Raw genomic sequence first — 14,616 nt, forward strand, 5'->3', positions numbered from 1 at the left:
TCAGGCCGCGGGCGCTACCAATGCGGCCACCTGCGCCGCTGTGCCAAAGGCCAGCGTGAAACCCAGCGCACCGTGGCCCGTGTTCAGCAGCAGGTTCTCCGGTGCGTGGGGGTGCCGTCCCACCAGCGGCACGCCCGTGGGCGTGGCCGGGCGCATGCCGGTCCAGGGGCGCAGTTCACTGAAGTCGCTGCAGCCCGGAAACAGCGCGCTGGTGGACTCGCACAGGCTCTGGATGCGTGCTGGGGGGATGTGGTCGTTGTGCCCCACCAGCTCGGCCATGCCGGCCACGCGCAGCCGCCGGCCGATGCGTGCAAAGACCACCTTGCGCGCAGCATCGGTCACGTTGACGCGGGGTGCTGCGCCGGGAGCCTCCGTGGTGTCGAGCGTGATGCTGTAGCCCTTGAGTGGGTAGATGGGCAGGCGAAAGCCCAGCGTCTTCGCTGCCTGGTGGCTGGCGCTGCCCAGGGCTAGCACGAACTGCTGCGCCTCGATGGCCCCCGCGCTGGTCTGTACCGCCGCAATGCGCCGTGCATGGCGCACAAAGCCCTCCACGCGCGTGCCCAGCACAAAGCGCACCCCGCGTGCCGCCAGCAGCCTTTGCAGGCCCTGGCAGACCGCCAGGCAATCGGCGGCGCACTCGCTGGGGGTGTAGATGGCGCCTGCGATGTGGCGCTGGTAGTGCTGCAGCGCTGGTTCGATCTCCACGCAGCGCTGGGGCGACACGGCCTCCTGTTCGCTGCCCCAGCCGCGCTGCAGTTCCATCTGCTGCTGCGCTGCGGCGAGGCCAGCAGGGGTGCTGTACAGCACGAGCTTGCCAGTGTTGGAGAAATTGCAGTCAAGCTGCTCGGCCTGCAGCATGGCTTCAAAACCGTGGCGGCTGCGTGCGGCCAGGGCCAGCAGGTGTTGGGTGCTGCGCTCGGCCGTACGCCGGTTGCAGGCCCGCAAAAACTCGAGGCCCCAGCGCCACTGGTGTACGTCCCACTGCGGGCGCATCTTGAGCGGCGAGCGGGGCGACAGCAGCAGTTCGGGCAACTGTTGCCACAGGCCGGCATTGGCCAGGGGCTGCACATAGCTGTAGCTCAATTGCGCGCCATTGCCGCCGCTGGCGCCAGCACCGGGCTGGGCCTGGTCGATCACGGTCACCTGCATGCCGCGCTGGTGGAGTTCATAGGCGGTGGCCAGGCCCACGATGCCTGCGCCGAGGACACATACCTGCATCTTGTGTGTTCTACGTTGTTGGTTGACTGAAAGTCAATGTAGGGTGAGGGCTGGCCTTTGAACAATGCCAATGCCGGGGGCGCCCATGCCGGGAAGTTATGCATGTGCACCGGTGGGAGGCAAGCCGCGCGGAACAACAGCGTGTAGTTGCAGAAATGGCACTTGGATGGTGCGGCGGCGTGCACCAAATCAGCGGCATAACTTTTGGTCATGACGTACCCGTGCAAATGAATTGTTCAATCGCGGCGCGAATTTTTACAGTGGCCCTGCGTTCTGATTTTTCCATCCACCAATCTGCTTTTTGCACAAAGGGATTCCCATGAAGCTCTCCGCCGTCACCACCGCCGCCATCGTGGCCACCGGCCTGCTGGCCAGCACCGTGGTCAGCGCCGACACCCTCAAGAAGGTTGCCGAGTCGGGCAAGATCACGCTGGCCTACCGCGAGTCGTCCGTGCCCTTCAGCTACCTGTCCGGGCCCGGTGTCCCGGTGGGCTTTGCGGTGGACATCTCCAATGCGGTGGTCGATGCCGTGAAAAAGCGTGTCAACAACCCCGCCATCAAGGTGGAGCTGCAGGCGGTGACTTCGCAGAACCGCATTCCGTTGTTGACCAACGGCACCATCGACCTGGAGTGCGGCTCCACCACCAACAACACGGCGCGGGGCAAGGATGTGCAATTTGCCATCAACTACTTCTACACCGGCACGCGCCTGCTGACCAAGAAGGCATCGGGCGTCAAGAACTACGCCGACCTGGCCAAGAAGAAGGTGGCCAGCACCTCGGGCACCACCAATGCGCAGGTGATCCGCAAGTACAACCGCGACAACAACCTCGACATGGACATCGTGCTGGGCAAGGACCATGACGACTCCTTGCTGCTGGTGGATACGGGACGGGCTGAAGCGTTTGCGATGGACGACATCCTGCTGTTTGGCCTGATGGGCAACCAGCGCAACCCGGCCGATTGGACGGTGGTGGGCGATTCGCTGCAGGTGGAGCCCTATGCCTGCATGCTGCGCAAGGACGACCCGCAGTTCCAGGCGCTGGTCAACGGCGTGATCGGCGGGATGATGAAGTCGGGCGAGTTCGAAAAGCTCTACACCAAGTGGTTCATGTCGCCCGTGCCACCGCGCAACCAGAACCTGAACCTGGCCATGAGCAAGGAGCTGCGCGAGAACCTGGTGGCGCAGAGCGACAAGCCCGCACAGTAAGCCGGAGCACGCATGTCTTCTGTGTCTGCAAGCCACATGCACGCCCCGCAGGTGGTGGGGATTCTGGGCGGTATGGGCCCGGCCGCCGGGGCTGACTTTGTGCGCCTGTTTGTGCAGGCCTGCACCGACCAGATGGAGGTGCTGGGCATTCCGGTGCATGACCAGGCTTACCCCGAGCACTGGCTGGCGCAGGTTCCCATTCCAGACCGCACGGCGGCGCTGAATGACAAGCGCCCCGGGGCGCACCAGCCAGCGGACCCCATGCTGCAGGCCACCGGGCGGCTGGCGGCGCTGGGTGCGCGAGTGGTGGCGATTGCCTGCAACACGGCCCACGCGTGGCACGGCATCCTGCAGCAGCGGTTCCCGCAGGTGGTGGTTTTGCACGGCGTGCAGGAGGTGGTGGCCGAACTGTCGGCGCGCAAGGTGCAGGGCGTGGGGCTGCTGGCCACGCGCGGTGCCTACGACGCCGGCCTGTACCAGCGTGAGCTGGAGCGCGCACGCATCGAATGCTTCGTGCCGGAGGACGGTGAACGCGAGCAGTTGATGCAAGGCATCTACGACGGCGTGAAGGCGGGCAACTATCCGCTGGCGCGCCAGCGTTTTGAGGCCGTGTCGATTGCGCTGCAGGAGCGCTATGGCGTGTCCACGCTGATCATGGGCTGCACCGAGATCCCCCTGGCTCTTTCGGAACACCCTCGGCTGGAAGGGCTCTCGCTGGTGAACCCCTCGGTGGTGCTGGCCTCGGCCTTGGCCCGGCATGCCTACCGGGACACCGTCCCCGTCTGCTGAGCCCGACGCTGCTGGAAGCCCAGGGGGTGTCGGCAGCTTCTTTTTCTCGCCACGATCTCCAGCCTGCCTGGGGCGGCGACTTCCTCAATGAAGGTGAAAGTCATGGCATTCACGACCGTCGGCAAGAGGCTGGGTGCGAGCGTGGGGGCGGCAATGCTCGCGTTTGTGTTCGGCGGGGCAGGGTGTGGCAGGGCGTGGGCCCAGTCGGCGGCACCATCGGCGTCGCCATCGTCCGCTGGCACCACGCTGCAACGCATCCAGGCCAGCGGGGTGGTGGTCATCGGCCACCGCGAATCGTCCATGCCGATGTCCTATGTGGCCAACGGAACACCCATGGGCTACAGCGTGGACGTCTGCCAGCTGATTGCGCAGGCGCTGGGGCGCCACCTCAAGCTGCGCGACACCAAGGTGGCTTACCGTCTGGTCACGTCCAGCAGCCGTTTTGATGCCATTGAGAAAGGCGAAGTGGACCTGGAATGTGGCTCCACCACCAACACGGCAGCGCGCCGCCAGCGCGTGGCGTTCACCATTGCGCATTTCATTGCGTCGTCGCGCATCGTGGTGCAAAGCGACAAGCCTTATTCCCGCATCGAAGACCTGGACGGCAAGACGCTGGCATCCACGGCGGGCACCACCAACATCGATTCGCTGGCGCGCGAGGCGGCCACCAAGTCGGTGCGTGTGCACATCGAGCCCGCCAAGGACCACGCCGAGGGCTTTGGCTGGGTGGTGAGCGGCAAGGTGGAGGGCTTCGCCATGGACGACGTATTGCTGTACGGCCTGCGCGCCAGCCACACCAAGCCGCAGGACCTGAAGGTCATCGGCAAGCCCATGACCATCGAGCCCTATGCCGTGGCGTTCGAGCGCAACAACCCCGAACTCAAGGCCGTGGTGGATGCCGAGTTGCGCCGTCTGATCCAGACCCGTGATCTGCACCGTATGTACGACAAGTGGTTCACGCAGCCGATCCCGCCCCAGGGCATCAACCTGGGCATGCGTATGCCGCACTTGTTGGTGGATTCGCTCAAATATCCGTCCGACTACGTGCCGCAGTAGGCGCCATGGTGCCTCAGGGGTAGGTTTTCAGGACCCGTGCTTAACGCCATGCCGTAGCCACCAGCTGGCTGTAGTGCACACCTTTGCGCCCCAGCAACTGCTCGAACACCGCAGGGTTGCCCACGTTGTCGCTGCCCAGCATGCTCAGGGTTTCGGTGCACCACGGAATGCCCGGTACCGCATCGCCCATGCGGGCGCTGAGCTGCGTGAGCACATCGGGCAGTCGCAGTACACGGGCGGGGCGGTGGCCCTGTTGTCGCCGCAGGCTGGCGACGAAATCACCCATGCTCAGCGCCTCCGGCCCGGGGCACTCGATGAGGCCCTGGGTGGCCATGGCCGGGCCCAGCAGGGCAACGATGGCGGTGGCCAGGTCGTGCACCGACACGGGCTGCACGCGTGCCGTGAGCATGGGCCCGGGGAACAGCGCCACAGGCAGGCGGGCCAGGTTCACGAACAGGGCGCTGCTGTCGCCGCCTTTGCCAAACACCACGCTGGGCCGCAGGATGGCGGGGGTCAGTGCGCCCTGCGCGGCCAGCGCCTGCAGGTGCACATCGGCAGCGCGCTTGGTGCTGGCATAGCGCGTGCCGCTGCCCTCGATGCCCAGCGCCGAGATATGCACCACCCGCTTCACCCCCGCCTGGGCGCAGGCGTTGAACAGGGCCACGGGCGTGTGCTGGTGGACCGCATCGATGGGGCGGGCGCTGCTGTCGCGCAGCACGCCCACGGCGTTGACCACCGCATCGATCCCCGCCAGGCGTGGCAGCCACGGTTCGACCGTGGTGTCGCGGGCAAAGTCCATGGGGACCTGCAGCGGCAGCACGGTGCGCTGCCGGGGAGACACGCCACCGTGCACCGTATGCCCGGCTTGGGTGAGCGCGGCAGCCACGGTGTGGCCGATGAATCCGGTAGAGCCTGTCAGCAGGATGTGCATCAACAGTGCCTTTGAAACAAAGAGGGAGCCATGCGCGGTTGTGGCCTTGGCGCGGAGCGGCGCAAAAAACTCCTGGCGTCGCTGTAGCGTGCAACACCGCGCCTGTTCAGAGGCCCGGGTCAAACACCTCAAAGCGGTTGCGGCCACCGTACTTGGCGCGGTACAGGGCTGCATCGGCTGCCTGCACCAGTGTGTCAGACCCGGCCTCCGGGCGTGGAACCACGCTCGCAATGCCCATGCTGAACGTGATGATGGGCGCCGTGGGGGAGCGGGGGTGCGCCAGGGCGGCATTCCGCAGGTTGTCCATGCAGCGCTGCGCCACGGTCACAGCCTCGGGCAGGGGCACGTCGGGCAGCAGGAAAACGAATTCCTCGCCGCCATAACGCGCGGCCACTTCATCCGCGCGCCGAATGGTGGCTTGCAGGAGCTGGGCCACGCGGCGCAGGCATTCGTCTCCGGCCAGGTGGCCATAGTGGTCGTTGTAGAGCTTGAAGTGGTCGATGTCGATCAGGATCACGGCCAGCGGCAGGCCGTGCCTGCCACAGCGCATCCATTCCGTGGCCAGCCGGTCGTCAAAACGGCGCCGGTTGCCGATGCCGGTGACGCCGTCGGTGGTGGACAGCAGCGCCAGCTTGGCGTTGGCCGCCGCCAGCTCCTGCTCCTTGCGCACCAGCTGGGTCACGTCGGTGCGCACACCGGCAATGCCACCCTGGGGCGTGCGCCTTTCGTCGGCCTGCACCCAGCGGCCTTCCGGCAGGCGCTGCAGCACGGCGTGGATGGCAGCACGGTGGTCGGCGATGCGCTGGGCCACCCAGACTTCTTCGTTGCCAACGGCATCAGGGTACTGGCCGCGCTCGGCGCCATAGCGGGCAATCTGCTCGAAGGTGCTGCCCGGCACGATCATGGGGGCCGAGATGGGATACAGCCGCCGGTACTGCGCGTTGCAAACCACCAGCCGGTCGTCGGCGTCGAACAGCGCAAACCCCTCGGGCAGCGATTCCACGGCATCCTGCAGCAGTTGCCGTGCCTGCTGGGCGGCATCCTGCGCCGCTTCCAGTGCCTGGCGCTGCTCGATGAGGTCGGTGATGTCCAGGCGCACGGCCACCACGTAGTTCTCGGGGGTGCGGGTTTCGTAGATGTTGATCCAGCGCCCGTCGGCCAGCCGCTGCACCAGCGTGGAGGTGCGGCTGCCGTGCTCCGACAGGCGCTCGGCAATCCAGGCCTCCTCGCGGCCGTTGGCAGAGGGGACCAGGCCCCGCTCCACCGAATGCCGCAGGATGTCGGCAAAACTCTTGCCCAGGTGCTCCGCGTAGTTCATGTGCGGGTACATGCGCGAGAGCTGCTGGTTGTAGAGCACCAGCCGGTCCTGCTCGTCAAAGATTTCGATGCTGACGGGCAGGGCCTCCACGGCGCGTTCCAGCAGTTGCCGGATGTGCTGGCTCTCCTGGCGGGCTGCCTCCACCTTCTGGCGTTGCTCAATGAGGTCGCTGATGTCCAGCCGCACCACCACGGTCATGCCCGATGGGGTGCGGCTTTCGTGCATGTGCATCCACGCGCCGTTGGGGTAGTGGCGCACCTCAGGCCCGGGCCGGTGGCCCCGGATGGCCAGCTCGTGGGCCAGCCACAGCTCTTCCTGGCCGAGCGCCTCTTCGGGAATGCCGTGCTTCAGGCCTTCGCGCAGCAGTTCTTCATAGGTCTTGCCCAGCGATGTCTGCACGGGCAGGTGCGGGCGCAGGGTGGCCATGAAGTTGTTGCACAGCACCAGCCGGTCGTTCTCGTCATAGATGTCGAGGCCGGCGGGCATGGCGTCCACCGCCTCGCGCAGCTGGCGTTCTGCACGTTCGGCGTCGTCCAGCGCCTGTTTCAGCGCACGCTGCTTGTGAACGACATCGGTGATGTCCGTGCGCAGCACCACCACACCGCCGCCATCGAGCGTGCGCTCGGTCAGCTGCATCCAGCGGTCGCCCCGTACCTCCTGCACTTCGGGGCCAGACGGGGAGCGGTGGCGTTGCATGCGGCCCGCCAGCCAGGTCTCCAGATCCTGCTGTGCGTCGCGGATCTCGCCGGAGGCGGCGGCGCGGCGCAGCACGTCTTCAAACCGCGTTCCGTAGTCCACAGCCATCGCGATGCCCGGGGCCACCTCGCGGTAGCGCGTGTTGCACAGCACCAGCCGATCGTCTGCGTCGTAGATGGCCAGGCCATCGGGCAGGATATCGAGCGTGGCGGACAGCTGTGTGGTGGCCTGGTGGGCGGCAGCCTGCCAGCGCTGTGCACGCCGCGCAAGGCGCCAGTGCAGGCAGGCGATGGTCCCCAGCCCCAGCCCGGCGGCCACCAGCGCAGCGCGCACGGGCCCTTCAAGGACATGGCTTGCGAGCGCCCAGGCCAGCAGGGCCAGCCCGCCCATACCGCACACCCCACACACGGCCACCACCTGCAGAGCCAGGGGGGTTTCGCGCGGAGGGGCAGGCGGCATGGTTGTGGGGTCCCAGGTTGGCGGTCGCAAGTCTTTCTTGGGGCTGCAGCGGCCTCTCCAGTTTGCACCATGCAGGTGCAAACTTCGGGCGGATCGGTCAGACCTTGAACAGGTTCGCAGAAAGTCTAGCAGTGCCATCCGGTTTGCGGTACCCGCAAATGCGGCAGTCCCTCAAAACCCCTAGACTGCGGTTCCGTCCTTTTCACCCTGGAGAAACCGATGCTCACTGAAGACCTCGATTCCGATGCCCGCGCCCTGGTGCCTGGCCGCACGACCGACGCGGGCGCCACCCGCCGCACTGCCTTGCAGACCGCGTTGGGCCTGGGCTATGCAGCGGCGGCCGCGCCCATCATGGCGCAGACGGCCATCGCCACCCCCAGCGATGGCCTCACCGCCGGCGAAGTGAGCTTTACGGTCAATGGCTTCAAGGTGCCCGCCTACCGGGCAGCACCTGCGGGCAAGACCGGCCTGCCCGTGGTGCTGGTGATCCAGGAGATCTTTGGCGTGCACGAATACATTGCCGACACCTGCCGCCGCTTTGCCAAGGCGGGTTACCTGGCCATCGCGCCGCAGCTGTATGCGCGCCAGGGCGATGCCACGCAATACACCGACATTGCCAAGCTAATGGCTGAAGTCGTCTCCAAGGTGCCCGACGCCCAGGTGATGGCCGACCTGGACGGCGCGGTGCAGTGGGCCGCCGCCAATGGTGGCGATGCCGCGCGCATGGGCATCACCGGCTTTTGCTGGGGCGGGCGCATCACCTGGCTGTATGCGGCGCATGGCCCGGTGAAGGCTGGCGTGGCCTGGTATGGCCGACTGGTGGGGCAGGCCAGCGAGCTGACGCCCAAGCACCCTGTGGACATCGCCCCCATCCTCAAGGCCCCCGTGCTGGGCCTGTATGGTGAAAAAGACACCGGCATCCCCCTTGACACGGTTGATAAGATGAAAGCTGCCCTGGCCAGTGGCTCGCCGCAGGCCAAGGCATCGGAATTTGTGGTGTACCCCGACGCCCCCCATGCCTTCCATGCCGACTACCGGCCCAGCTACCGCAAGGAAGCCGCAGAAGACGGGTGGAAGCGGGCGCTGGCCTGGTTCAAGACGCACGGCGTGGTCTAGGCCAGACACAGGGAGTCACTGGCACCTGCAGCCGCCCCCCTCGGGGGGCGGCTTTTTTAATCTCGCGTCCGGGGCGTGGGATTTGAACGAAAATAGGCCCTAGGGCTTATCTATAAAGCGTAAGAAGCTATGACTTTGGTAGCAATCATCCTGGCCACGCTGGCTGCGGGCATTGGCAGCGTCTGGCTGGCCGCACTGCTGATGCGGCTGGGGCTGGGCGGGCGTGCCGACAGCGTGGGGCCCCAGCACCTGCTGAGCCTGGCGGCGGGCGCCCTGCTGGCCACGGCCTTCATGCACCTGCTGCCCGAGGCGTTCGAGAGCCAGGCGGGTGCGCACGACCTGTTTGCCACCTTGCTGGTGGGCGTGGTGTTTTTCTTTTTGCTCGACAAGGCGGAGCTGTGGCACCACGGGCATGAGCACAGCCACCCCGAACCCGCCAGGCACGACCATGACCACGGCCATGCGCATTCCCACGAAGGCCATGGCCATGCGCACCACCACCATGCCCCCCGCGCAGGGGGCTGGGCCGTGCTCACCGGCGACAGCGTGCATTGTTTTGGCGACGGCATCCTGATCGCCTCGGCCTTCATGGCCGACATCCGCCTGGGCGTGATCGCTGCCGTGTCGGTGCTGGCGCACGAGGTGCCGCACCACATGGGCGACCTGGTGGTGCTGCGCCAGACCAGCCCCAACCGGCGCATGGCGCTGGTCAAGGTGTCGCTGGCGGGTGCGGTCACGGCGCTGGGCGGCGTGGTGGGCTACTTCCTGGTGGGGCAGCTGCAAGACCTGCTGCCTTACTTCCTGGCCGTGGCGTCCAGCAGCTTTGTCTATGTGGCGCTGGCCGACCTGATCCCTCAGCTGCAAAAGCGCCTGACGGCGCGTGAAACCATTGCACAGATTGCCTGGCTGGTAGCGGGCATGGTCATCGTGACGCTGGTGAGCGGGGCGGCGCACGGGCACTGAGGCGTGCTACCGGTTCGATAGCTGCCAGTGCTTGATGGATAAGCGCTGGAGGCCAAAAAAGACCTCAGATATCTAGCGCGCCAGTTCTTCCCGCACGGCCGCCACCTGCCGCCGCGACACCGCCAGCAGCTCGGTCGATCCCTGCAGCCGCACGGCCCAGCCTTCGCCTTCCTCGGGGTCGTAGTGTTTTTCCAGCGCGCGCACGGCGCGGCGGGCTACCAGCGCGTTGCGGTGGATGCGCAGGAAGCGGGGAGCGAACTTGGTCTCGATCTCGCTGAGCGAGCCGTCCATGATGTAGCTGCGCGTGGCGGTCCGCACGGTCACGTACTTTTGCTCGGCCTTGAAGTACAGCACCTCGGCCAGGGGCAGGCGCTCGGTACGGCCCCGGTCCTGGATCAGCAGGGTTTCGCCCTCGGGCACGCTGGGGGCCTGGGTGGGCGCGGGGGGGCGGGTGCTGCGCTGCACCTTGGCCAGTGCCTGCTGCAGGCGTTCGCGGCGCACGGGCTTGGTCAGGTAGTCGGTGGCGTCCAGTTCGAACGCGCTCACGGCATGATCGGCGTGGGCTGTCACAAACACCACGGCCGGGGGCTGGGGCAGGGTCTGCAGCGTGTGGGCCAGGGCCAGGCCGTCCTGGCCGGGCATGTGGATGTCGAGCAGCACCAGGTCAAAACCCCGCCCGCCCGTGGGCCCGAGCAGGGCCATGGTTTCGCCGGCATTGGCGGCCTCGGCCACCGTCATGCGCTGGGCAGGCTGTGCCTGGGCGCAATCGGCCAGCAGGGTGCGCAGGCGGCTGCGGGCCAGGGCTTCGTCGTCAACGATCAGGATGTTCATGGTCTCTCAAGGGGCTGTTGTTGTTGTCGTCGGTGTTGTCCACCATGCGGCGCTGGAACGGCGCCACGCGGCTGCCGCTGCGGCTGCCGGCATTGCGGCGGGTGGACGGTGAGGTGCTGCGCCCACCGCGGGCGCGGGGCTGGGGTTCGGGGGCGGGCAGGGTGATGCGCACCTGGTACAGGCCGTCCTGCATGCCGGCGGTGAATTCGCCCTGCACGTCGTGCAGCAACGCCAGCCGCGCCCGCACGTTGGCCAGGGCAATGCCGTGGCCCCGGGGCGCCGTGTCTTCGCCATGTCCGTTGCCGTTCTTACCCTCCTTGGGGGGCAGCGTGTTGGTGATGCGCACCACCACACGGTTGCCGCGCAGCTCGGTCAGCACCCGCAGCTTGCCGCCGCGCGGGCTGGGTTCCACGCCATGTTTGACGGCGTTCTCCACCAGAGGCTGCAGCAGCAGCGGGGGCAGGCGGGCGCTGTCGGTGCGGGGGTCCAGATTCCACTGCACCTGCAGGCGTTTGCCAAAGCGCACCTCTTCGATGCCCAGGTAGCGGCGCGCGAGCGTGATTTCTTCTGCCAGTGTGGTCGACTCGCCCTGCTCGATGAGGGCCACTCGGAACAGGTCGGAGAGGTCTTCCAGCAGCGATTCGGCCTTGGCCGGTTCTTCACGCACCAGGGCAATGGCGCTGTTGAGGGTATTGAACAAAAAGTGGGGGCGGATGCGCGATTGCAGCTCGGTCAGGCGTGCCGTGGTGGCTGCGGGCGTGCGGCCCCGTGCGCGCAGCACCAGCGCGGCCACCAGCATGGCGGCCAGCAACGCGCCCGTGGCGGCGCTGGCAAGCCAGGGCGGCGATGCGGGTTGGGCCACCAGCGCCAGCATGCCGCAGGCATAGGCCCCCGCCAGCGCGCCCAGCAGCACACCCGCCACGTATTGCTGCACGGTGGTCAGGCGCTGCAGCACGGTCTTGAGGCTGCAGGCCGTGACCAGCCACAGCAGCGTGGCGGGCAGCGCGCCGCCCGTCAGCAGCGCCAGGGTGGCCAGCCATGCCACGGGGTTGCCTGCCCCGAACATCGCGCCCACACCCACCACCAGCTCCACGAACAGCACGGCCCGCAGCACCACGCCGACCTGGCAGGCATCGAACACCAGCGCCCGACCGCGCGGCGGCTGGCCGCCCGGCCCCGCGCCAGCGGCGGCCCGCACGCTGCGCGCAGGCCCTTCTGGAAGGGCTGAATCCGGCAGCGGTGGCTGGGTCGATAAAATTTGCGTGTTTTGCATTGCGGCGCCCGGGTTGTCCGGGTGTCTGAACCTCCGGATTATTGCCCTCCTATGTCCAAAGCCCAAGCCACCAGCGCCACGCCGTCTGCGCCGTCCCACAACCAGCTCGACACCAAGGCACAGGCCTGGTCGGCGCTGTTTTCCGAGCCCATGAGCGACCTGGTCAAGCGCTACACCTCCAGCGTGTTCTTCGACAAGCGCCTGTGGCAGGCTGACATTGCGGGCAGCCTGGCGCACGCCGAGATGCTGGCGGCGCAGGGCATCATCGGCGCTGAAGACCACGCTTCCATCCAGCGCGGCATGGCGCAGATCACGCAAGAGATCGAGTCCGGCGCGTTCGAATGGAAGCTCGACCTGGAAGACGTGCACCTGAACATCGAGGCGCGCCTGACGCAGCTGGTGGGCGACGCCGGCAAGCGCCTGCACACCGGCCGCAGCCGCAACGACCAGGTAGCCACCGACGTGCGCCTGTGGCTGCGCGGCGAGATCGACCTGATCGGCGACCTGCTCAAGGAGCTGCAGGTTTCGCTGGTCGATGTGGCCGAACAGAACGTCGAGGTGATCCTGCCGGGCTTCACCCACCTGCAGGTGGCCCAGCCGGTGAGCTTCGGCCACCACATGCTGGCCTATGTGGAAATGTTTGCGCGCGACGCCGAGCGCATGGCCGATGTGCGCCGCCGCACCAACGTGTTGCCGCTGGGCAGCGCGGCCCTGGCCGGCACCACCTACCCGCTGGACCGCGAGCGCGTGGCCAGGACGTTGGGCATGGTCGATGCCAACGGCTTGCCCATGGTCTGCCAGAACAGCCTGGACGCCGTGAGCGACCGCGACTTCGCCATCGAGTTCACCGCCGCCGCCAGCCTGTGCATGGTGCACGTGAGCCGCCTGAGCGAGGAACTCATCATCTGGATGAGCCAGAACTTCGGCTTCATCAAGATCGCCGACCGTTTCACCACGGGCAGCTCGATCATGCCGCAGAAGAAGAACCCCGACGTGCCCGAACTCGCGCGCGGCAAGACCGGCCGCGTGGTGGGCCACCTCATGGGGCTGATCACCCTGATGAAGGGCCAGCCCCTGGCCTACAACAAGGACAACCAGGAAGACAAGGAGCCGCTGTTCGACACCGTGGACACGCTTAAAGACACGCTGCGCATCTTCGCCGAGATGGTCGGCGGCCAGCTCAACCCCGCCACGGGCAAAAAAGAAGGCGGCATCACCGTCAACGCGCCGGCCATGGAGCAGGCCGCACTCAAGGGCTATGCCACCGCCACGGACCTGGCCGACTACCTGGTCAAGAAGGGCCTGCCTTTCCGAGATGCGCACGAAACCGTGGCCCACGCCGTGAAGGCGGCCACCACCCATGCGTGTGACCTGTCGGAGTTGCCGCTGGCCGTGCTGCAGGGCTTCCACCCGCAGATCGAGAAGGATGTGTACGAGTGCCTGAGCCTGCGCGGCTCGCTCAACGCGCGCAACACGCTGGGCGGCACCGCGCCCGTGCAGGTGCGTGCCCAGCTGGCACGCCATCGCACGCGGCTGGCCTGAAGGGCGGCGACATTCCCCTGTGGCGCGGCGGCCGCTGGCCTGAACCGTGCTTGGTGCATGAATGCGCCCCGCAACAGCCCGATTTGAATAAACCGGAGTTCTTCCATGACGACGACGACCCGCCGCAGCCTGCTGTCCCGACTTCTGCGCACCAGCGCCTTTCTGGGGGCAGCGCTCACGGTGGGGCTCGCGGCTGCGCAGACGCACAAGCCCATCCGTCTGCTGGTGGGCTTTCCGCCGGGCGGCGGCTCGGACGCCATTGCGCGCACCTTGTCCGAGAAGCTCAAGGACGAACTGGGCGTGCCGGTGGTGGTGGAAAACCGCCCCGGTGCGGGGGGACAGATCGCGGCCCAGGCGCTCAAGGCCTCGGTGCCCGATGGCACCACGCTGTTCATCACGCACGACCACACCATCTCCATCCTTCCCCAGGTGGTGAAGAACCCCGGCTACGACCCTGTGCGCGACTTCGTGCCCGTGGGCGGTTTTGCCACTTTCGTGAATGCGTTTGCCGTCTCAGGTGGCACGCCAGCCAAGTCGTTCGGCGACTACGTCAACTGGGTGCGGACGGCGGGCCAGGGCAAGGGGGCCGTGGGCATCCCGGCACCGGCCTCCACCCCCGAATTCCTGGTCAAGCTGATCGGGCAGAAGTACCAGATCGACCTGGTGTCCGCCCCCTACCGGGGCAGCGCGCCCATGATGGCCGACATGCTGGGCAACCAGATCAGCGCGGGTGTGGCGTCGGTGCAGGATTTCATCGAGAACCACAAGGCTGGAAAGGTGCGCGTGGTGGGCGTGCTGGGCACCAAGCGCCAGGCCGCCATGCCCGATGTGCCCACATTCGACGAAATGGGCCTCAAGGGCTTTGAAGACCTGCCGTATTACGGCATCTACGCCCCCACTGGCACGCCGCAGAAGTTCGTCACCGAGTTTTCGATTGCCCTGTCCAAGGTGGTGGCGATGCCGGACGTGCGCGAGCACCTGACGGCCATGGGCCTCACGGTGGGCTACATGACACCGCAGCAACTGGCCGCCCGCCAGACCGCCTACACCGACGCCTGGACGCGGATCATCAAGACCAGTGGTTTTGTGGCGCAGTAGTTAGTCCGGGGACCGGCCTGCGTGGCCATGCGGGCGAATGCCGCTGTGTCCTTCGGCCCCTGCAAACCTTCGATTTTCACGAGTTCAAGTAAAAATGGCCGCCAGCGCTTATCAGT

The 14,616-nt window shown here is 66.9% G+C and carries 12 protein-coding genes; 7 read left to right on the top strand and 5 right to left on the bottom strand.

Annotated elements, in window-relative coordinates:
* Positions 1-1,218, bottom strand: a complete 1,218-nt coding sequence (locus ASE52_RS13275) for a D-amino acid dehydrogenase (RefSeq protein WP_057226660.1) — start codon at positions 1,216-1,218, stop codon at positions 1-3.
* Positions 1,219-1,537: 319 nt separating this feature from the next.
* Between ASE52_RS13275 and ASE52_RS13280 the strand changes: the two genes are divergently transcribed.
* The 3 genes from ASE52_RS13280 (at position 1,538) to ASE52_RS13290 (ending at position 4,273) form a co-directional block, all read left to right on the top strand.
* The gene (locus ASE52_RS13280; RefSeq protein ID WP_057226662.1) at positions 1,538-2,428 is read left to right on the top strand and encodes an amino acid ABC transporter substrate-binding protein; all 891 of its coding nucleotides are present in this window, start codon (positions 1,538-1,540) and stop codon (positions 2,426-2,428) included.
* Between the two features lie 12 nt (positions 2,429-2,440).
* Positions 2,441-3,217: an amino acid racemase gene (locus tag ASE52_RS13285; RefSeq protein WP_198928104.1), complete on the top strand. Its 777-nt coding sequence runs from the start codon at positions 2,441-2,443 to the stop codon at positions 3,215-3,217.
* A gap of 102 nt (positions 3,218-3,319) precedes the next feature.
* Positions 3,320-4,273, top strand: a complete 954-nt coding sequence (locus tag ASE52_RS13290) for an amino acid ABC transporter substrate-binding protein (protein WP_241776997.1) — start codon at positions 3,320-3,322, stop codon at positions 4,271-4,273.
* Positions 4,274-4,313: 40 nt separating this feature from the next.
* On the opposite strand, the gene ASE52_RS13295 is transcribed toward ASE52_RS13290, so the two are convergent.
* Together ASE52_RS13295 and ASE52_RS13300 are read right to left on the bottom strand one after the other, a co-directional pair.
* Positions 4,314-5,204, bottom strand: coding sequence for an NAD-dependent epimerase/dehydratase family protein (locus tag ASE52_RS13295; protein ID WP_057226668.1), 891 nt, complete (start codon positions 5,202-5,204; stop codon positions 4,314-4,316).
* Between the two features lie 106 nt (positions 5,205-5,310).
* Positions 5,311-7,677, bottom strand: a complete 2,367-nt coding sequence (locus ASE52_RS13300) for a GGDEF domain-containing protein (RefSeq protein ID WP_010463596.1) — start codon at positions 7,675-7,677, stop codon at positions 5,311-5,313.
* A gap of 219 nt (positions 7,678-7,896) precedes the next feature.
* Between ASE52_RS13300 and ASE52_RS13305 the strand changes: the two genes are divergently transcribed.
* Positions 7,897-8,793 (top strand): dienelactone hydrolase family protein, encoded by an 897-nt coding sequence (locus tag ASE52_RS13305; protein ID WP_010463598.1) that lies wholly within the window; start codon positions 7,897-7,899, stop codon positions 8,791-8,793.
* A 129-nt stretch (positions 8,794-8,922) separates the two neighbouring features.
* On the top strand, positions 8,923-9,756 hold the full coding sequence (locus ASE52_RS13310) for a ZIP family metal transporter (protein ID WP_057226670.1): 834 nt from the start codon (positions 8,923-8,925) through the stop codon (positions 9,754-9,756).
* 72 nt (positions 9,757-9,828) lie between these two features.
* Here ASE52_RS13310 and ASE52_RS13315 read toward each other — a convergent pair whose 3' ends face one another.
* Both ASE52_RS13315 and ASE52_RS13320 read right to left on the bottom strand, forming a co-directional pair.
* Positions 9,829-10,587 carry a LytTR family DNA-binding domain-containing protein gene (locus tag ASE52_RS13315; RefSeq protein WP_010463601.1) on the bottom strand — a complete coding sequence of 253 codons (759 nt, stop codon included), beginning with the start codon at positions 10,585-10,587 and terminating at the stop codon, positions 9,829-9,831.
* The gene (locus ASE52_RS13320; protein ID WP_057226672.1) at positions 10,568-11,860 is read right to left on the bottom strand and encodes a histidine kinase; all 1,293 of its coding nucleotides are present in this window, start codon (positions 11,858-11,860) and stop codon (positions 10,568-10,570) included. The genes ASE52_RS13315 and ASE52_RS13320 overlap by 20 nt, the downstream gene beginning before the upstream one ends.
* Positions 11,861-11,911: 51 nt before the next feature.
* Between ASE52_RS13320 and argH the strand changes: the two genes are divergently transcribed.
* Entirely contained in the window at positions 11,912-13,402 is a 1,491-nt protein-coding gene (gene argH, locus ASE52_RS13325; RefSeq protein ID WP_057226674.1) for an argininosuccinate lyase, read from the top strand.
* A 105-nt stretch (positions 13,403-13,507) separates the two neighbouring features.
* Positions 13,508-14,500, top strand: coding sequence for a Bug family tripartite tricarboxylate transporter substrate binding protein (locus ASE52_RS13330; RefSeq protein ID WP_057226676.1), 993 nt, complete (start codon positions 13,508-13,510; stop codon positions 14,498-14,500).
* Positions 14,501-14,616 lie beyond the last annotated feature (116 nt).

It is taken from the genome of Acidovorax sp. Root275, from assembly GCF_001428965.1.
GTDB classification, from domain to species: Bacteria; Pseudomonadota; Gammaproteobacteria; order Burkholderiales; family Burkholderiaceae_C; genus Acidovorax; species Acidovorax radicis.

Bases quoted from the DNA above. Each gene is read 5' to 3' on its own strand.
- ASE52_RS13275 (WP_057226660.1), bottom strand. From the start codon at position 1,218: ATGCAGGTATGTGTCCTCGGCGCAGGCATCGTGGGCCTGGCCACCGCC.
- ASE52_RS13315 (WP_010463601.1), bottom strand. From the start codon at position 10,587: ATGAACATCCTGATCGTTGACGACGAAGCCCTGGCCCGCAGCCGCCTG.
- ASE52_RS13300 (WP_010463596.1), bottom strand. From the start codon at position 7,677: ATGCCGCCTGCCCCTCCGCGCGAAACCCCCCTGGCTCTGCAGGTGGTG.
- ASE52_RS13295 (WP_057226668.1), bottom strand. From the start codon at position 5,204: ATGCACATCCTGCTGACAGGCTCTACCGGATTCATCGGCCACACCGTG.
- ASE52_RS13285 (WP_198928104.1), top strand. From the start codon at position 2,441: ATGTCTTCTGTGTCTGCAAGCCACATGCACGCCCCGCAGGTGGTGGGG.
- ASE52_RS13330 (WP_057226676.1), top strand. From the start codon at position 13,508: ATGACGACGACGACCCGCCGCAGCCTGCTGTCCCGACTTCTGCGCACC.
- argH (WP_057226674.1), top strand. From the start codon at position 11,912: ATGTCCAAAGCCCAAGCCACCAGCGCCACGCCGTCTGCGCCGTCCCAC.
- ASE52_RS13320 (WP_057226672.1), bottom strand. From the start codon at position 11,860: ATGCAAAACACGCAAATTTTATCGACCCAGCCACCGCTGCCGGATTCA.
- ASE52_RS13310 (WP_057226670.1), top strand. From the start codon at position 8,923: ATGACTTTGGTAGCAATCATCCTGGCCACGCTGGCTGCGGGCATTGGC.
- ASE52_RS13290 (WP_241776997.1), top strand. From the start codon at position 3,320: ATGGCATTCACGACCGTCGGCAAGAGGCTGGGTGCGAGCGTGGGGGCG.
- ASE52_RS13280 (WP_057226662.1), top strand. From the start codon at position 1,538: ATGAAGCTCTCCGCCGTCACCACCGCCGCCATCGTGGCCACCGGCCTG.
- ASE52_RS13305 (WP_010463598.1), top strand. From the start codon at position 7,897: ATGCTCACTGAAGACCTCGATTCCGATGCCCGCGCCCTGGTGCCTGGC.